The 18543-nt window shown below is 47.3% G+C and carries 13 protein-coding genes and 1 pseudogene; 13 read left to right on the forward strand and 1 reads right to left on the reverse strand.

The features are described from left to right. Positions 1–255 precede the first annotated feature (255 nt). The 10 genes from B5D48_RS05410 to B5D48_RS05455 all read left to right on the forward strand — a co-directional run bounded on the left by B5D48_RS05410 (position 256) and on the right by B5D48_RS05455 (position 15009). Positions 256–834 carry an L-threonylcarbamoyladenylate synthase gene (locus tag B5D48_RS05410; protein WP_023937509.1) on the forward strand — a complete coding sequence of 193 codons (579 nt, stop codon included), beginning with the start codon at positions 256–258 and terminating at the stop codon, positions 832–834. Continuing rightward, positions 831–2231, forward strand: coding sequence for an exopolysaccharide biosynthesis polyprenyl glycosylphosphotransferase (locus tag B5D48_RS05415; RefSeq protein ID WP_023937511.1), 1401 nt, complete (start codon positions 831–833; stop codon positions 2229–2231). The genes B5D48_RS05410 and B5D48_RS05415 overlap by 4 nt, the downstream gene beginning before the upstream one ends. Then, positions 2228–4021 carry a chloride channel protein gene (locus B5D48_RS05420; RefSeq protein WP_023937513.1) on the forward strand — a complete coding sequence of 598 codons (1794 nt, stop codon included), beginning with the start codon at positions 2228–2230 and terminating at the stop codon, positions 4019–4021. The genes B5D48_RS05415 and B5D48_RS05420 overlap by 4 nt, the downstream gene beginning before the upstream one ends. Positions 4022–4075: 54 nt before the next feature. After that, positions 4076–6016 carry an LTA synthase family protein gene (locus B5D48_RS05425; protein ID WP_023937514.1) on the forward strand — a complete coding sequence of 647 codons (1941 nt, stop codon included), beginning with the start codon at positions 4076–4078 and terminating at the stop codon, positions 6014–6016. Positions 6017–6281: 265 nt separating this feature from the next. Beyond that, entirely contained in the window at positions 6282–8267 is a 1986-nt protein-coding gene (locus B5D48_RS05430) for a DNA topoisomerase 3 (protein WP_023937515.1), read from the forward strand. A gap of 24 nt (positions 8268–8291) precedes the next feature. Then, positions 8292–10514, forward strand: coding sequence for a heavy metal translocating P-type ATPase (locus B5D48_RS05435; RefSeq protein ID WP_023937516.1), 2223 nt, complete (start codon positions 8292–8294; stop codon positions 10512–10514). 14 nt (positions 10515–10528) lie between these two features. Then, a complete protein-coding gene (locus tag B5D48_RS05440; protein WP_023937517.1) occupies positions 10529–12421 on the forward strand; it encodes an LTA synthase family protein in 1893 nt (630 codons plus the stop codon). A 131-nt stretch (positions 12422–12552) separates the two neighbouring features. After that, complete coding sequence (serB, locus tag B5D48_RS05445; protein ID WP_023937518.1) at positions 12553–13836, forward strand: phosphoserine phosphatase SerB; 1284 nt, start codon at positions 12553–12555, stop codon at positions 13834–13836. A gap of 118 nt (positions 13837–13954) precedes the next feature. After that, on the forward strand, positions 13955–14257 hold the full coding sequence (locus B5D48_RS05450; protein WP_023937519.1) for a Dabb family protein: 303 nt from the start codon (positions 13955–13957) through the stop codon (positions 14255–14257). Positions 14258–14349: 92 nt separating this feature from the next. Continuing rightward, the gene (locus B5D48_RS05455; protein WP_023937520.1) at positions 14350–15009 is read left to right on the forward strand and encodes a DUF2284 domain-containing protein; all 660 of its coding nucleotides are present in this window, start codon (positions 14350–14352) and stop codon (positions 15007–15009) included. Positions 15010–15198: 189 nt separating this feature from the next. Here B5D48_RS05455 and B5D48_RS05465 read toward each other — a convergent pair whose 3' ends face one another. Further along, the gene (locus tag B5D48_RS05465; protein WP_023937524.1) at positions 15199–15447 is read right to left on the reverse strand and encodes a hypothetical protein; all 249 of its coding nucleotides are present in this window, start codon (positions 15445–15447) and stop codon (positions 15199–15201) included. Positions 15448–15742: 295 nt separating this feature from the next. Between B5D48_RS05465 and B5D48_RS05470 the strand changes: the two genes are divergently transcribed. From B5D48_RS05470 to B5D48_RS05480, 3 genes and pseudogenes are all read left to right on the forward strand, one after another. Then, the gene (locus tag B5D48_RS05470) at positions 15743–16882 is read left to right on the forward strand and encodes an OmpA family protein (protein ID WP_036887285.1); all 1140 of its coding nucleotides are present in this window, start codon (positions 15743–15745) and stop codon (positions 16880–16882) included. Between the two features lie 52 nt (positions 16883–16934). Further along, positions 16935–18146, forward strand: coding sequence for an OmpA family protein (locus B5D48_RS05475; protein WP_023937528.1), 1212 nt, complete (start codon positions 16935–16937; stop codon positions 18144–18146). Positions 18147–18152: 6 nt separating this feature from the next. Beyond that, a pseudogene (locus B5D48_RS05480) lies at positions 18153–18543 on the forward strand (transposase); the annotation flags it as partial.

The raw sequence follows: 18543 nt of genomic DNA on the forward strand, positions 1-18543 counted from the left end.
CATAAAAACTTTGCATCATACAGTTTTTGTTGTGCGATCATAGATCTTGAGCTCTGACTACACATCCAAATCTCCCAATATCTTCGTGATTGCTACACTAAAAAAACGCCCAAAAAGAATGCGAAAACGGCCTTTTGAGGATCTGCGCAGCAGTCTCGTCTTACAATGCAGCATTTGTCTTAATTTTGCCGAAGTCCCTGCCCTGAGGGAGGAGACTTGCACAACTTCGCCTCTGAGGTCACTTAAGAACCTGAAATGAATACTGTTTACGACAAAGACGATTTGCAGACCGCTGTACGCACGCTTCGGGAAGGAGGAGTGATCCTCTACCCTACCGACACCGTATGGGGAATTGGCTGTGACGCCACCAATTCGGCCGCAGTGCAAAAAGTGTATAAGCTCAAACAAAGATCGGATTCCAAAGCTGTGCTCGTACTGATCGACCATGAGGCCAAGCTATCCGGTCTCATGAGAGAGGTACCCGAATTAGCCTACAATATGATAGATCTGGCTGTCAGACCTCTGACGATCATCTATCCAGCGGCTCGCAATATCGCCCCTGAACTGCTTGCAGAAGACGGCAGTTTAGGAATCCGCATCAGTAAGGAAAACTTCAGTCACGAATTGTGTCGCATGCTCGGCAGACCTGTTGTTTCTACCTCTGCCAACATCAGTGGCGAGCCCTCCCCGGCTTGCTTTGCTGAAATAAGCCAGAAAATAAAGGAAGGTGTAGACTATATAGTTCGCTACAGGCAAGACGATAGAAGCAAAGCCTTGCCCTCCCAAATCATCAAATTGGAAGTTGATGGTCAGGTAAAAGTGATTCGAGAATGAATGCGGAGTCATCTTTGAGGAGAAAGTACATCCTAACCGATGTTTTAAGCACAAGCATCGTATACATTGGCTACAATGGCATACGCAACGAGCTGGAACATGGAGTCGGCCTACTGTCTTGGGACTATCTACTAAGTATCAAATCCATTGCCGTATATCTAGCCTTTGTAGGGTTTTGGATCGGTTTCTTTGCCCTTTCGGGGTACTACAATAAGCCTAAGAATAAGAGCCGTTTAGTGGAGTTTTCCTCCTCGATCATCAGCATTTTCTTAGGTTCAGTGATCACTTTCCTACTTTGGGTTGTGGATGATATACTCCACAATACGAGTCTTTATTTACCACTCTTTCTCTATCTGACAGGGATGATGCTGGCAATCGTTTATCCTCCCAGACTGATACTGACCACCCTGTTGATCAGAAAAGATCGGTGGGAAGGAGTCAAGAGTAAGGTCCTACTCATCACTGACCGAGAAGCATTCGACAGAAGCCGAGCCATCTTACAACAGATGGGAAAAGAGATTATCGAAGAAATGTGCATGGATCTTGGCAATACTGCCGAAGAAAGAGAAAGAGAGCTGGACAGACAGATTGAAGATATCAGTTATGCTATATCCGTACACAACCCCGAATCTCTGGTCGTCTCGCTCGAAGGGACTCGTCCAGAACTCATCAGTCTACTACTCTACAAACTTTACCCCTTCAAGTTACCAATCAAAGTCCCCATACAAAGCTTATTCTTTGCGGGTGCCAAAGTGAAAGTGACGGCTATGACAGGAGAGCCCATGGTGGATATGACTGAGACCAATATGGCCGAATGGGAGAAAAATGTCAAATGGCTTTTCGACAAAGTATTCTCTCTTTTGCTACTTGCCCTTACATCCCCTCTGCTACTCTATCTGAGTATACGTGTAAAACTCTCCTCGGAAGGCCCTGTTATCTTCTGTCAGGAACGTATCGGCTTGCATGGCAAACCATTCATGATATACAAGTTCCGATCGATGTATCAGGGAGCTGAAATGGATGGACCTAAGCTCAGTTCGGACAACGATCATCGTATCACTAAGCTGGGCAAACGATTGAGGAAGTATCGCCTTGACGAATTGCCACAATTTTGGAATGTACTCAAAGGCGATATGAGCTTCGTGGGGCCAAGGCCGGAAAGAGCACATTACATACGCCTACTTATCCAACGTGCACCCTACTACTACCTGCTGCACAATGTTCGTCCGGGAATTACCTCTTGGGGAATGGTGCGCTATGGTTATGCTTCAAATCTGGAAGAAATGCACGAGAGGCTCAAATACGATTGGCTCTATTATGAGAACATGTCGCTGCAACTGGATCTGGCAGTACTGGTATATACACTGAAAACTCTCATCAAAGGAAGTGGAAAATGAAAAAGACAAGTGAGGGCAATATGTCTCAATGGTTCAAGAGCTTGCTGCTGTGGCGCGAAAAGCACATCAGCCAAAGAGCTTTTGTACTGATGTTAGCTTTCCTCATTGGGCTATGTACAGCCCTCTGTGCTACCCTGCTGAAAGAAACAATACACCATATACAGGCTTTTTGGATAGCCCAATCGAGGTCATACAACTTCCTCTATCTACTACTACCGGTAATCGGGATTCTCATCACAGCTCTTCTTGTGCGCTACGTGATACGGGACGATATAGGACATGGGGTCACCAAGATATTGCTGGCTCTGTCTCAACGGAAAAGCCGGATCAAGCCGCACAATATGTGGTCTTCCATGTTGGCGAGCTCCATTACGATTGGCTTTGGAGGATCAGTTGGGGCTGAGTCTCCTATTGTCCTGACAGGGGCTGCCATCGGGTCAAATATAGGGCGGCTTTTCCGTCAAGAACAGAAGATGCTTATGCTTTTGGTTGGCTGCGGTGCTGCGGGTGCCATAGCCGGTATCTTCAAAGCTCCGATTACAGGTTTGGTATTCGTCGTTGAAGTTTTGTTGATGGATTTCACACTCAACAGTATTTTGCCTTTGCTGGTCAGCTCCGTAACCTCGGCTGCCGTATCGTATATCATCGGAGGGACGGAAGCAATGTTCCATTTTAGCCAGACTGAACCATTCTCTCTGGATCGCATTCCTTTTGCGATTTTGCTGGGTATTCTCTGTGGTCTCCTTTCTCTCTATTTCTCCAAAATGATGTTTATGCTGGAGGGGAGGATGAAAGGGATACGCTCCTACACAAAACGTTTCCTCATCTCTGCTCTTATCCTATCGGGCCTGATATTCCTCTTCCCTTCCCTCTATGGAGAGGGTTACATCACGATAGAACGGCTCATCAACGGAAACTATGCCACACTCATGGAGGGGAGTCTGTTTGAGCGGTGGAGCGACTCGTACTGGCTGCTCTTCGTGTTCTTGGGCTTTAGTGTGCTCTTCAAGGTATATGCCTCCGTTGCTACCAATTCTGGGGGAGGCTGTGGCGGTTTGTTTGCGCCTAGTCTTTTTGTAGGCGGACTTACTGGCTTTATGTTCGCCTATGCGATCAACTTTTTCGGGTTTATCCGCCTGCCACACAAAAACTTCACCCTCATGGGGATGGCTGGAGTAATGGCAGCCGTCATGCACGCTCCACTCACGGGGATTTTCCTGATTGCCGAGCTTACCGGTGGATACGATCTGTTCCTCCCTCTCATGATGGTATCGATCAGTGCCTATGCCACGATCCGCATATTTATGCCACACTCTATCTATTCGCTCCGTTTGGCCAAAGAGGGCAAACTACTCACCCACCAGAAAGACAAAGCTGTATTGCGACTCATGTCTGTCGATAGCGTTGTAGAAACAGAGTTCGAACCAGTAATGCCCCAGATGACTCTCGGAGACATGGTGCAAGTCATAGGCAAATCTACTCGCAATGTCTTTCCTGTAGTAGACGAAGAGGGAATACTGCTCGGGGTTGTGCTGTTGGACAATATCCGCAACATCATGTTCAGACCGGAATTGTACGACCGCTTCAAGGTGGAAAAATTCATGGTCTCCCCTCCAGCCAAGATCAATAACACGCAGTCTATGGAGGACATCATGCGTATTTTTGACGACACTCAGGCATGGAATTTACCCGTAATCGATACAAATGGACATTATCTGGGATTTATCTCCAAATCGAAAGTATTCAACTCTTATCGAACCGTATTGGTTGAGACCTTCGAGGGAGACTAACCTCTACCAATCCTCCCACATATTCTATTTTCAGTACTACAATCGGTCCAACGGATGAACAAATTCTACTTCAAAACCTCCTATAGGTCTGTCTGTCTGCTTTACAATCTATTACTGTCTCTGGTATTCCTCAATATCGGCCGGCTGGTTTTTGCCCTCTACAATCATGACTACTACCAACATCTAAGCCCCTCAGAAGTATCCACAGCTTGGCTCGGTGGGCTGCGATTCGATGCCTCTGCAATGGCCTACCTCTGCGCCCCCTTCGTGCTGATATTTCTCTTTTTGGCATTCTTGCCAAACAAGGTTTACACCCACAAGATCTCACGCAGAGTTTTGCGTTGGTCTTTCTTCATACCCAATGCAATGGGAGTCATTCTTAACGTGGGAGACAGCGGCTATTTCCCTTATGTATTGAGACGTACTACAATGAGCGTCTTTCAGGAGTTCTCCAACGACTCTGTCCCCTTGATCATGGGAAGGCTTTTAGTACAGTACTACGGGCTTACGTTGTTAGGTGTGGGTTTGGTATTCCTCTTATGGTGGATGACGGGGAGAGTCCGCTTCCAGACAGAAAGGGAGAGTTCGGCAATTCGCAGGATCGTGGGAGCTTCTCTCGGCTCACTGCTGATAGCTCTGCTCTTCGTGGGAGCTATGAGAGGAGGTTGGGCACATAGTTTGCGACCTATTACATTGAGCAATGCCAGTTTGTATGTAGAAAATACCAAGGATAGAGATCTGGTGCTCAACACTCCATTCTGCCTGATACGCACAATGGGGAAAAGAGTATTGAAAGAGGTGGAATACATTCCCCAAGAAAAAGCACAACAGCTCTTCAACGGGGTCTACCAAGCAGCTCCGACAACAGATTCGGACAGTCTATTCGGAGCCTATCGAGGCTACAATGTAATGATCTTCATTGTAGAATCTTTCTCCAAAGAACATATCGGAGCACTGCAAGAAGACGGCCGAGGCTTCTCTCCCTTCATCGACTCTCTCATCAGGCACGAAGACGTGCTCAGTTTCCCCTACGCCTTTGCTAATGGACGAAAGTCCATTGATGCGATGCCTTCTATCCTCACTTCTGTCCCAGCATTGGGGACCAACTTTGTCACCTCGCACTATTCAGGTAACGAGGTTTTGGGAATGCCACGGTTATTGTCTTCGCATGGCTACCAACATACGGTATTTATGCATGGAGCACCGAATGGATCAATGGGGTTCGATGCGTTTGCCAAACAAGTCGGTTTCCGGGAATACTATGGAATGAACGAATATCCGGAGAAGAACGACTTCGATGGAACTTGGGGAATCTGGGATAAACCTTTCCTACTCCAGTCTGCCGATGAACTCTCGCACAAGCCCACTCCTTGGATGGCCTGCCTTTTCACGCTGTCCAACCATGCTCCCTTCAAGGTTCCCAAGGAGGATGAAGGATGTTTCCCTCTCGGTTCTCTCCCTCAACACCAGTGTGTAGGCTATACCGACAGCGCATTCAAGGCATTTTTTGAGAAAGCGAAGCAGCAGGAGTGGTACTACAATACCTTGTTCGTATTCACAGCCGACCATGCCTCACAATCCTGCAGGCCAGAATACCAGAATACCCCCGGCAGCTACGCCGTACCCATGCTTTGGTTTGCCCCCGGGAAACCTCTTACTCGCTATCATATCGACACAAACACTATTGTACAACAGGCAGATATCTACCCATCAATCAACTACCTGCTTGGCATAGAAGAGCGTATTGTTGCATTCGGGCAAAACATGTTCGATCCGAAGGCTCCCCACTATGCATTGTGTTTCGACGGTGACTACAAATTGATGAGTGCCGATCGGGTTGTTTCTCTGAAAGAATCGGGAGAACTTAAATCCGAACACTTGCAAACTCCTCTACTGCCGGATACGGAAAACTCTGTTGTGCCGGATAAATTCTTACCAGCTGTCGTACAGAATTACAATAGTCGCCTGATTCATAATCGGCTTATACAAAAATAGCCTGCACTGCACCTGTCATAGGATACCTTCGGATAGCCCGCAAAACCTATTGTACGACTATCTCGGGAAGCAGATTTTGCACAACAACTCCCCTATTGGAAGGAAGTCTCTAGACTTTCAGAAAAGGCTTTGTACCTTCGCATACCGAGCTTGTTGCACAGGGAAGGACATCTGCAGATAGGTTGCCTTTTAGCTCCTTTGAGGTTTGTGATGTCCCCTCTTTGGGCTTACAGCAACGGTTCATTAGCAGATAAAGACCGCACAGATGAAAGTATGTATAGCCGAAAAGCCAAGTGTAGCACGAGAAATTGCCGCTATCCTGGGAGCCAGAGAGAAACATGATGGCTACTTGGAAGGGAACGGCTATCGAGTCACCTGGACTTTCGGCCATCTCTGTACGCTCAAAGAACCTCAGGACTACCGCCCCGACTGGCGAGTATGGGCTGTGAGGAACTTGCCGATGATTCCTCCCCGATTCGGTATCAAACCAATCGATATCACATCATACCGCAAACAGCTGGATATCATAGCCCGGATTGTAGCAGAAGCTGAGGAAGTGATCAACTGTGGCGATGCCGGGCAAGAAGGAGAGTTGATACAGCGTTGGGTATTACAGCAAGTTGGCTGCAATTGCCCGGTAAAACGCCTTTGGATATCATCCCTAACTAAAGAAGCTATCTCCGAAGGCTTCGCTTCTCTCAAGCCGGCCGAATCTTATCAAGCTCTCTACGAAGCCGGATTAGCAAGAGCCATAGGAGACTGGCTGCTCGGGCTCAATGCCACTCGTCTCTATACCCTACTATATGGCAGTCGCGGACAAACTCTTTCGGTGGGGCGTGTGCAGACCCCTACTTTAGCCCTCTTGGTATCTCGTCGCAAAGAGATCGAAAGCTTCATTCCCGAACCTTATTGGGAGCTGAAAACGACTTACCGGTCTGTCCTATTCTACGCAGCCAAAGGTCGCTACACAGATCGGGAAGAAGCTCTTGCCGCTATCGAACAAATCAGAGAAGGACTTTTTGAAATTACATCCATAGAGGGAAAGAAAGGGAAAGACTTACCTCCCTACCTCTTCGATCTGACGGGCTTACAAGTAGAGTGTAACAAGAAATTCGGCCTTAGTGCAGAGGAGACCTTACATACAGTGCAGACACTATATGAGCGCAAACTTACTACCTATCCGAGAGTAGATACTGTCTGTCTGCCGGAGGATATTTACCCCAAAGCTCCTGATATACTCAAAGGACTAAAGGGCTATGAACCCCATGTACAAACCCTGCTCCAATCCAAGTTGCGCAAAAGCAAAAAGGTTTTTGACAACAGTAAGATCACCGATCATCACGCTATTATCCCTACAGGGCAGCCGGCAACAACTTTGTCTGCCTCAGAGGAGAAAGTGTACGATCTGATTGTCAGACGATTCTTAGCAGCATTCTATCCCGACTGCCTTTTCAACACAACGACTGTTCTGGGACAGGTGGAGCAAATCCCATTCAAAGCCACAGGGAAAGTCATTACCCAAGAGGGCTGGCGCATCCTTTTCGCCAAACCTTCGGCAGAAGAAAAAGAAGAAGAAGAGAGCGCAACGGAAGAGGAAGAGCGCAGTCTGCCTCTCTTCGAAGTTGGAGAACAGGGAGAACATTTACCCGATCTACAAGAGAAACAGACACTTCCCCCCAAACAATATACCGAGGCAACTCTACTGCGGACAATGGAGACAGCCGGTAAGCTGACCGAAGACGAATCATTGCGATCGGCTCTCAAAGAAAATGGAATCGGGCGACCAAGTACCCGAGCCAGTATCATCGAAACCTTACTCAAGCGAGGTTATGTAGAAAAAAAACGCAAAGCTCTCATTGCCACAGATCTGGGGGTGAGATTGATCGACCTTGTCAAATCCGATCTACTCAAAAGTGTAGAGCTCACAGGTCTGTGGGAACGCAAACTCAGACAAATAGAAAAGCTACAACTCCCGGCTGCAAGTTTCATAGACGAACTCAAGAGCATGGTACACCAAGTTGTTACAGATGCTTTTGCCACACCTGCCCCAGCCTCCTCTCCCGCTTCTGATACCGAACTCTTCTCTATCCACTGTCCTCTCTGCCAAGAAGGGCACCTGCTACGTGGCCGAACAGCCTACGGATGTTCGGCATGGCAAAAAGGTTGCTCTTGGCGTATGTCCTTTGAACAGTGTCCCAAAGAAGCCTCTGCGGACCAAATACGGTCTGCCTTACAATCATCACAAGATTAGTTCACCATTTACTTATTCGAAACGATGAATACACATACTAAATCTCATCCCATTTACAAACACTACCCCGTATTGGGTATGCACTGTGCTGGATGTGCTCACAATGTAGAACAGACTGTGGCCAAGCTCCCCGGTGTCTGTGAATCGAAGGTCGATTTTGCGGCAGCAATGCTGCATTTGCAGTTAGAGAAAGAGAGTGTTCTTACCGACAACGATATACGCAAAGCAATACGAGCTATCGGTTTCGACTTGATTATTGCCGACGAAGATGAGGAGCTTATGCGCAAGCAAGAAGCCGCTCAAAAACGAGAACGAATATGTCTCGGCATCGACTTGTCGATTGCCTGGGTAGGACTACTATGTTCAATGTTGTATATGTGGATAAAGGGGCATGAGGGAACTCCCGGACTTGTTTTGGCCATCAGCTTGCTCGTCTACCTAATCAGTGGCAGACGCTACATTTTCTCGGCAATCAAGCAATTGAGACACGCCGTATTCTCCATGGATACACTTATCTTTTTCAGTACTACGGCTTCGATCATTTATGCCATGGTGCGCCTGTGGCTCCCCGGTTTGCAGCACACCGATGCAGCTATACATTTGGATGGCTCCACAATGATTTTAGCCTTTGTCCTTACCGGGAAATGGCTCGAAACGAGAGCCACCGGAAAAAGCCGATCAGCTATACGTGCGTTAATGAACCTGCGTCCGCGTACAGCCAGACGCGTTCAAGACAACGGAGAAGAACAAGAGGTGGCTGTTTCACAGATCAGACGGGGCGACTTATTGCGTGTCCTCCCGGGGAGTGAAGTACCGGTCGATGGGGAAGTCGTAGAAGGAATTAGCTCGGTAGATGAGCAAATGATTACCGGAGAGGCTGTTCCTGCTGAGAAACTTGCCGGATCCAGAGTATACGCCGGTACGGTTAATGGGCCGACAGCTGACTTGCTAATACGAGCCGAGCTGATGGGTTCGGATACCATACTTGGCGGGATTATTCGCACAGTACGTGAAGCAGAAGCCTCCAAAGCTCCTTCCATGCGCTTGGCAGACAAAGTAATTGCCGTATTTGTCCCCGTTGTATTGGCCATTGCCGTAGTTACTTTCTTAGCCTGGATTTTTGTTGGAGGTACTCAAATATGGTCTTCGGCTCTATTGTCAGCCATTGCCGTGCTTGTAATAGCCTGCCCTTGCGCTCTAGGCTTGGCCACTCCTACAGCCGTGGCTGTAGCTGTAGGGAAAGCTGCAGAAGAACAAATCTTACTACGCTCGGCCGAAGCTCTTGAAGAGCTGGACAAAATCGATACTTTCGTTTTCGACAAGACCGGTACACTCACCATAGGCCGGCCCACAGTGAGACAAGAGAGTTGGTTTAGCGAAGATCCCGAGAGTGACAAACTGCGGGCTCTGCTCTATGCCATAGAGCAACGAAGCTCCCACCCTCTAGCTTCGGCCTTAGCCCAACATCTGAGGAACAATCGAATGGGACAACTTCTTCCTGAGCTGGGGACTCTCCCTGCTCCGATACAAGAGCCGGGGCGAGGAGTTTCATTTGTCTACCGGGATAAACTCTACCGGATTGGCTCAGTGGATTATTGCAGTGAACTGATCGAACAACCTGCTCCGGAAATGGCCATGCAAGGTTCGCAAATATATTTTGCTCGCGAGAATGAATGGCTTGCCGCTTTTGTATTGTCAGATCTGATCCCTCAATCCAATATAGAAGCAATAGCCAAACTCCAAGAGCTGGGCAAACAGGTTGTATTGCTTAGTGGAGACCGTCAAACTGAGGCGGAGCGTGTAGCGCAGTTACTATCTATCTCCGAAGTAAAAGGGGAGTTGCTACCTGAAGACAAGCTAAGCTATATAGCTCAATTGCAAGAAAAAGGCAGAAAGGTGGCCATGGTAGGGGATGGCATTAACGATACTGAAGCCATGAGTAGAGCTAATATAGGTATTGCCATGGGAGGAGGAAGTGACATAGCCAAAGAAGTGGCACAAATCACCCTTATGCGTCAGGATCTCAATCTAGTAGTTCGGGCTATGGAAATCTCCGGCCAAAGCAAACGCATTATTCGGCAAAATCTCTTTTGGGCAATGATATACAATGTCATCTCTATCCCCATTGCTGCCGGCTTGCTGTATCCGGTGCTGCATACTGTACTCAAACCCGGGGTGGCAGCAGCAGCCATGGCTTGCAGTTCGGTGATCGTTGTAATGAACAGTTTGCGCCTAAGACGTTTATAGTTTTCAAAGGTCGTATGATAAGCAAAGACTTAAAACGAAAAATATACTCCTGGGCTACTACCAGAGGGGGGTATCTGGCAGGTATATATCTGATCTTGCTTTTGTACTTCTTAATTTGGCATGGGCTGTTCTTGCTTTTTAACTACAAACATTGGCCGGATCCTCTGTGGAAAGAATTTGTAGATGTTTGTTACCACGGATTGAAACTCGACAGTGTTGTCTCTGCCTATATGTTGCCAATCCCTTTCATTTCTCTACTGCTGATATACATATTACCACGGAGAGGGATAGACCTCTTTTTGCGTGTCTACTATGCTATCATCGGGATCCTCCTGGCTATCATTTTCACTTCCGATCTTCTTCTCTACGGCTATTGGCATTTTCGGCTGGATAGCACCCCTCTCTTTTATCTGCAACATCCCACCGGAGCCATTGACAGCGTAAATGCGTGGATGATTATAGGAGCTGCCTTAGGGATGGCTGTTGCGGCTGCCTTGCTTATCCGTATTCTCTGGGGCTGGCATAGGCGATTCCTCCCCGAACAACCCAAACACAGACGATATACTTTCATTTACACTCCCGGATACTTCCTTATGGCCGGATTGATTTTCGTGCTTATCCGTGGAGGGCTATCTGTAGCGACAGCCAATGTAGGGATGGTATACCATTCGGAAAAACAGTTTCTGAATCACGCTGCCATCAATCCTGCCTTTAGCCTGGTTTATTCGCTCAAGACAGAACGAGACTTCACCAAGGGCTATCTCTTTTTCGATGAAAAAACCCTTGCTCAGAATTATGATTTTTTGGCTCAGCAAGCCTCAGCCGATACCGATCCCAACAAGACGGAAAAAGTGTTGACTCACAATCGTCCACATGTGATATTACTCCTGCTGGAGAGTTTTTCGGCCAATCCGATTGGAGCTCTGGGTAACTCACTGGGGCTTACTCCACACATAGACAGCCTGGTCAACGAAGGCTTATTGTTCGAGCAAACCTATGCCAACAGCTTTCGTACCGATAGAGGTATGGCTTCCATCTTGAGTGCATTCCCCGCTCAACCCAAAACATCAATCATCAAGTATCCGGCCAAGTGCCAGAGTTTACCCTCAATTGCACGCTCCCTCTCTGCCAATGGCTATACGACCCATATGCTCTATGGCGGAGACATCAATTTTGCAGGTATGCGCAGTTATCTCACAGCTACCGGCTATCGACGAATTGTAGATTTATCTTCTTTCGATGCCATTCACCGACTTAGCAAGTGGGGTGTACCGGATGAAATCACTCTCGAATACTTAGCCAAAGACTATTTGGAGCAATGCCGTCAGAGCAACAAGCCTGTTTTCTATACAATGCTCACTCTCTCAAGTCACGAACCTTTCGATGTACCGACAAAGAGAAACGAAAACCCCTACCTCAATTCCATTGCTTACACTGATGAGGCCTTGGGTCACTTTGTCAGTCAACTGAAACGCTCCTCGGAATGGGAAAACACCTTACTTATCCTCATCGGGGATCATGGGTATCCTTACCCGGAAGACAAAGCCACCCCCGACCGACCAGAGAAGTATCGCATCCTACAGCTTTGGGCAGGAGGGGCTTTAGAAAAAAAAGGCCGTCTCTCGACTATTTGCAGCCAAACAGATGTGGCAGCTACTCTACTTTCACAAATGGGCTTCGATCATAGCGATATGCCCTACTCCAAGAACATTCTCTCTGCCCAAGTAGAGCCATACGCCTTTTTCTCTGTACCCAATCTCTTCGGTTTTGTAGATAAAGAAGGGATCACAACTTGGGATTGTGACAGTAAACAGACATTGTTCAACGAAGGAACCCACGAAGAAAGACGTATCCTACTCGGCAAGGCTTACCTGCAAAACTTGCTTATGGATGTAAGTAAACGATGACTCAAAACGCATAAAACATATAAACCTCTTTTGTCTAACTTTGCGCTTGAGGGTTTCTCTTCGTTACAGTTTTGCCGGTGCAGTAAACCTTCCGGCAAAACAGATAAACCACTAAACAACGGAAAATACAGATGACAACACACAAGGAACATAACAAGATTATGCTGGCGAACATCAGTGGTGTAGACCGCCCCGGTGTGACTGCCCAACTCATGGAGGTTTTAGCTCGCCACAATGCACTCATTTTGGACATCGGTCAGGCAGATATCCACAGCCATTTGAACCTGGGTATTCTCTTCCAGACAAGCGACCGTAATTCCGGAGATCTGCTCAAAGACTTGCTCTTCAAGAGCTATGAACTTAATGTTAAGATTCGCTTCTCTCCCATTAGCGATGAGGACTACTCTTCCTGGGTCAGTCTTCAGGGGAAGAACCGCTATATTATCACTATCGTAGCTCGTCAGATCACAGCACAAATGATTCAGGCAATAGCCTCGCTTAGTGCTACACAAGGCCTGAATATAGACTCCATCAAACGACTCACCGGGCGTATTCCATTGCAAGAGACAGAGCGCAGGCCACTGGCCAGTGTAGAATTCTCCATGCGAGGAACACCCTCGGACACCGAAGCCCTGCAAAAGAGCTTCATGGATATTTCCGGCAAGCTAAATGTAGATATCTCTTTCCAAAGAGAATCAATGTTCAGGCGTATGCGCAGACTGATCTGCTTCGATATGGACTCCACTCTCATACAGACCGAAGTGATCGATGAACTTGCCATACGCGCCGGAGTAGGTGATGAAGTAAAAGCTATTACCGAGAGTGCCATGAGAGGAGAAATAGATTTTACCGAGAGTTTCCGGCGCAGAGTCTCCCTGCTCAAAGGCTTGGATGTATCCGTAATGCAGGATATTGCTGAAAATCTACCCATGACAGAAGGAGTCGGCCGTCTGCTTCGTACACTCAAAATGGTGGGCTTCAAGATTGCGATCCTTTCGGGAGGATTTACTTTCTTCGGCAACTATCTAAAAAATAAATACCCCATCGACTACATATACGCCAATGAGTTGGAAGTGAAAGATGGCAAGCTCACTGGCCGCTACTTGGGTGAAGTCGTGGATGGTCGACGCAAGGCCGAATTGCTCCGCCTGATCGCACAAGTGGAGAATGTAGACCTGATGCAGACCGTTGCCGTTGGAGACGGGGCTAACGACTTGCCCATGCTCTCATCTGCCGGTCTGGGGATTGCTTTCCATGCCAAGCCGAAAGTTAAAGAAAGTGCTTCGCAGGCAATCAGTACGGTCGGTCTGGATGGGATCTTGTACTTCCTCGGCTATAAAGACTCTCACATAGATGAGAATAAACTGGGCATCGACATCCACAGTGGAGAAGTGAGCGGGATGTGGGGGCGTTGAGTTCAACTGCCTACTCCTTACCGGCGATACTCTGCCTTTTTTTCGTAAAGAGGAACATCCGTCGCCATAGCTATGTTATATCCGAGAGATAGAATTACCACTAAACCAACAACTAATTATGCTAAGACATATCGTATTATTTGCCCTTGATGGGTTCCCCACTCCGGGAGATAAGCAACGCCATTTGTTGCGTATCAAAACCAGTTTGGAAGTTTTGCCACAAGAAATAAATGTGCTAAACTCTCTCTCTGTACGACTCAACGTAAATCACGAAGAAGAATACGACTTCCTTTTGGAAGCAGAGTTTAACTGTGAAGACTGCCTCAAAGCCTACCAAGATCACCCACTACACCAACGAGTAATAGAGGACTTCGTGAAGCCTTACCTCAAAAGTAGGGCCTGTGTGGACTATATTCTTTAAGCCCAAACCTGCAACTCCAAAGAGGAAGAGAGGCAATTATCCACTCTCTTTACCGATTTATTCTGTTCCAAACGGAACAAGTTTTTTTTGCAATGGCCATACCACTACTCTCAGATGACTATTCTGTATCAGACAAGAGTGTGGTGTGGCCATTGTCTGCATATATCCGACACTATCATCACCCCGAAGTCTTCGTTTCCTATTGTCAAAAATGCTCTCGCTATGGACGGACCTGGAGTTGTCCTCCTTTTGATTTCTCCCCGTCGGACTATTTGTCGCCCTACCATTCGATTGGCATTTTAGCAACACGCATTTACCCCAATCCCAATCTCAACGAGAGAATTCTCCGCCGGGAGTCTTCGATGAAAGAGCTATACGACGGATTGATCCGGCTAGAGCGAGCAAAGCTGGATTCCGTATTGCTCGATTTAGAAAAGGAGTACCCCGGTATGCAGGCTGCCTATGCCGGTCACTGCCACTTTTGCCCCAACAGAGGATGTACACGAAGCAATGGATTACCCTGCCGTTTCCCTCATAAAATGCGCCCATCTCTTGAGGCTTTGGGGTTCGACTTGTGCCGTACCACAACCGAATTGATGGGCATAGAACTTCAGTGGGGGCAAGATGGTCTACTCCCCGACTACTATTGCCTAATAAGTGGTTTATTGTTTTCCCCGAGTATTCCGGTCGAAAGTACTGCTGCGATACTGCTACGGCTTGGCGAACTCCGGCAAGAGACAGAGCTGCAATAGCCTCCCTATCACCGTGAAGAGAACCGAAATAAAACTTCTTTTACCCGCTCTATCTTATTGTTTCTGTCGAAAGAATAAGTCTTACTTCTCACAACATTGAACTCATAGAGCAAGAGAGATCTTTCCAGACAGATCTTAGACAGGGGCAGAGCTGCATTCAAGCCAATTTCAAAGAGAATATCTGCTAGACTAAGTATTATTAGCATCAAATCCTTGACGTTTAGTCAGGTACTCTTCAATCTTATCCGGCTCCAATGAGAGAAATAAATCCAAATCAAAGTCTGCTTTTTTGAGCAAAATGTCTTTTGTCTTATTGATTTGGGCATCAACCGTAATCGCAAGGTTTTCTTTTCTTCCACCAAACAACAGCTGTCGGATAGAGGTCAAAAGCAGACCTATCTTCTCAATTTCTCTTAAATAAAAATCCCGTTGTTCCATACACCCAATCGAGGTATCAAGTATGACTTCTCAAAGCTAAGACTATTTCCAAGGAACGTCTACCCACTGGATTTTGCCATCCGACAAGAGAAGACTCAGCCCCACACACGACTCACCCATCCGTTTGTCTGAGAAGGAAGCTGCATGCTGTCAATAAGTTATTTAGCCCGAAAACAAGCTGCGTTTTGCACAAATATCGGATTGTACACAGTCTAATCTTTTGTCTATACAAAGTTTAGGTTTATATTTGCCCTTAACGAAGCAAGAATAAAATTCTATAATGAAAACTAAAGCTATGAAAGTAAAGTACTTGATGCTTACATTGGCCGGGGTTTACGCCCTTTCAGCCTCTGCTCAGCAGGAGAATATGCCACGAATGGGGCAGACTCCCGCCAAGAATACCGCTTACGCTCGCTCTGAAGCCGGTGACAATTGGTTTGTGACTTTGCAAGGAGGTGCTGCTATGCAGTTTGGGAAAGGTAACGAGGATGCCGACTTCTTCGACCGCCAAACTGTTGCTCCCACTTTTGCCGTAGGTAAATGGCACAATCCTTTCTTCGGGACCAGATTGCAAATGGGCTTGGGGGTATCTCACGACTTCTCGAACAACGAAGCGAAATCCAAGTTGGAGATGAACCACGCTCGCTATGCTAACGCACACTTTGACTTTATGTTTGATGTGATTAACTACTTCAAGCCCTACAGTGAGGACCGCGTATTCCACCTTATTCCGTGGGTAGGTTTGGGTTACGATCACAAGTTTGAGAAAAACAGCAACTTCAAGGTGGATGCTCTTACAGCCAACGCCGGTTTGATGTTTGCTTTCCGTGTGATGGAGCGTATGGACATTGTGTTGGAAAGCCAGGTAATGTATTCTGACTTCAACCTCAACACAGCTCTGCCCGAGCCTCGCTACACAGCTTGCTCCGGCATGCTCACTGCCGGTTTGAACTTCCGTATAGGAAATATCGGATGGAGCGAGATCCTACCAATGGATTGGGGCTTGGTAAATGACCTGAACGGACAAATCAACGCCATGCGTGCTAAGAACGCAGAGTTGAGCAAGCGTCCCGTTTCTTGCCCCGAATGCCCGGAAGTTGAGCCTCGTGTAGAGCGTATCAATATGCTTTCGGACAAGTCTGTTCTTTTCCGTGCCGGCAAGACAACTGTAGACAGCGATCAAATGGTAACGATCTTCGACGTAGCTCAGTTTGCAAAGAAGAATGGCACACAGATCACCGTTACAGGCTATGCAGACAAGAAGGGCAAAGAAAGCGATCGCACCTCTGAACTTCGTGCAAAAGCCGTAGCCAAGATTCTCACCGACAAGTACGGTGTACCTTCCGACAGAATCAGCATCGAATGGAAGGGCGTATCTGAGCAAGTATACGACAATCGCGACTGGAACCGTGTAGTAATCCTTCGCTCGAAGTAATCTCCATTGTTCTTCTCAATTATCAAACCAGAAAAATAAAAAAGACAAGAATATGAAAGCACGTATATTGCTCTTGGCGATAGCTTCATCGACCATCTTCTTGACGGCCAATGCACAGGAACCCATGTCGCAAAATCAGCCAGGCAAAAACACCACTTTTGCCAGAGACAAAGCCTCCGACCACTGGTTCGTAGACCTGCAGGGCGGAGTGGGTATCGCTCTATTCGGCAGCAACAGAGACAAAAAAGAGTACATGGAACGCTACTCCATAACCCCTACTCTCTCTGTTGGTAAATGGCACGAACCTTATTTTGGTACACGCCTGCAGGTAATGGGCTGGAATATGAAAGGCTTCTACAATGAAGTTAGCGGATCTCAAGGTCTCATGACAGGTCTGAAAGCCAATAACCTCTATGGGGCAGCCCACTTTGACTTCCTCTTCGATGCCACGAACTACTTTGGTGTGTATCGCCCGGATAAGTTCTTCCGCGTAATTCCTTTCGTTGGATTGGGAGCCGGCTACAAGATCAAGAGCACCAACGAAGAAGACAAAATCATGCGTGAAGCTCCAGAAAAAGGGAAAGAAAACGAGGAAGGAAGACAAAGCCGCCTCTCACCGACACTCAATGGTGGTGTGATGCTCAAGTTTCGTTTGTCTTCTTGCATAGACCTCAACTTGGAAGCTCAGACAATGCTCTCACGTATGCGTTTCATAGGCACAGATAACGACAAAGCTATCTCTGATGTAAACAGCTACCTGACAGCAGGTTTGACCATCAACCTTGGCAAAACGACTTGGGATGAGGTAGTACCTATGGACTACAACATGATCAAGGACCTCAACAGCCAACTGAATGCTTTGCGCGCTCAGAACGAAGAGTTGAACAAGCGTCCGGTCTCTTGCCCCGAGTGTCCTGAAGCATCTGTAAGCACAACGAAGAAAGTTGTAGTAAACAATGTTGTTTACTTCCGTCTCAACTCTGCTCAGATCGATCGTCCACAGATGGTAAACATCTACAATACTGCTGAATACGCAAAGAAGAATAATCAAGATGTATACATCGTTGGTTATGCAGACCGCGACACAGGTACGGCTGCTTACAACAAGGCTCTGTCTGAGCGTCGTGCCAAGGCAGTGGCTGAAGTCTTGACCAAGAAGTACGGTATTGATGCTAGTCGCATCAAGATCGAATGGAAAGGCTCGGACGAACAGGTTTACGCTGAAAATGCTTGGAACCGTGTTGTAATCATGAACGTGGAATAAGCACAAACGAATTGGAGGGGAAATATCTCCAAACATATAAGACTGCCATGTGGGAGCTTTCTCACATGGCAGTTTTTTTATCTTTCACAAGGCACAGCCATCCTGGCGGACAAAGGATATGCTTCTCAAAAAAATCGTTCGTACCTGCAAACACATCACCCTCAAGATGGCATTATGCACAAGGCACAACGCAACAGGGCATTGACCAAGCAAGAGAAACAGCGAAACAAAGCCATCAGTCCGATACGGACTACTATCGAACACGCCTTTGGCAATATTCGTCGGAGGTTTCATGGCGGACGATGTCGCTACCGGGGGCTTGCAAAGACCCATACCCAAAACATTCTTGAGAGCATCGCCTTTAACCTATACAGAACACCGGGGATAATTATGTCCT

This window comes from Porphyromonas crevioricanis (genome assembly GCF_900167225.1).
GTDB lineage: Bacteria > Bacteroidota > Bacteroidia > Bacteroidales > Porphyromonadaceae > Porphyromonas > Porphyromonas crevioricanis.

What these genes read in the sequence shown, in the direction of transcription:
- B5D48_RS05475 (WP_023937528.1), top strand. Translation starts at nt 16,935, where the DNA reads ATGAAAGCACGTATATTGCTCTTGGCGATAGCTTCATCGACCATCTTC.
- B5D48_RS05435 (WP_023937516.1), top strand. Translation starts at nt 8,292, where the DNA reads ATGAATACACATACTAAATCTCATCCCATTTACAAACACTACCCCGTA.
- B5D48_RS05420 (WP_023937513.1), top strand. Translation starts at nt 2,228, where the DNA reads ATGAAAAAGACAAGTGAGGGCAATATGTCTCAATGGTTCAAGAGCTTG.
- B5D48_RS05440 (WP_023937517.1), top strand. Translation starts at nt 10,529, where the DNA reads ATGATAAGCAAAGACTTAAAACGAAAAATATACTCCTGGGCTACTACC.
- serB (WP_023937518.1), top strand. Translation starts at nt 12,553, where the DNA reads ATGACAACACACAAGGAACATAACAAGATTATGCTGGCGAACATCAGT.
- B5D48_RS05450 (WP_023937519.1), top strand. Translation starts at nt 13,955, where the DNA reads ATGCTAAGACATATCGTATTATTTGCCCTTGATGGGTTCCCCACTCCG.
- B5D48_RS05470 (WP_036887285.1), top strand. Translation starts at nt 15,743, where the DNA reads ATGAAAGTAAAGTACTTGATGCTTACATTGGCCGGGGTTTACGCCCTT.
- B5D48_RS05425 (WP_023937514.1), top strand. Translation starts at nt 4,076, where the DNA reads ATGAACAAATTCTACTTCAAAACCTCCTATAGGTCTGTCTGTCTGCTT.
- B5D48_RS05415 (WP_023937511.1), top strand. Translation starts at nt 831, where the DNA reads ATGAATGCGGAGTCATCTTTGAGGAGAAAGTACATCCTAACCGATGTT.
- B5D48_RS05465 (WP_023937524.1), bottom strand. Translation starts at nt 15,447, where the DNA reads ATGGAACAACGGGATTTTTATTTAAGAGAAATTGAGAAGATAGGTCTG.
- B5D48_RS05410 (WP_023937509.1), top strand. Translation starts at nt 256, where the DNA reads ATGAATACTGTTTACGACAAAGACGATTTGCAGACCGCTGTACGCACG.
- B5D48_RS05455 (WP_023937520.1), top strand. Translation starts at nt 14,350, where the DNA reads ATGGCCATACCACTACTCTCAGATGACTATTCTGTATCAGACAAGAGT.
- B5D48_RS05430 (WP_023937515.1), top strand. Translation starts at nt 6,282, where the DNA reads ATGAAAGTATGTATAGCCGAAAAGCCAAGTGTAGCACGAGAAATTGCC.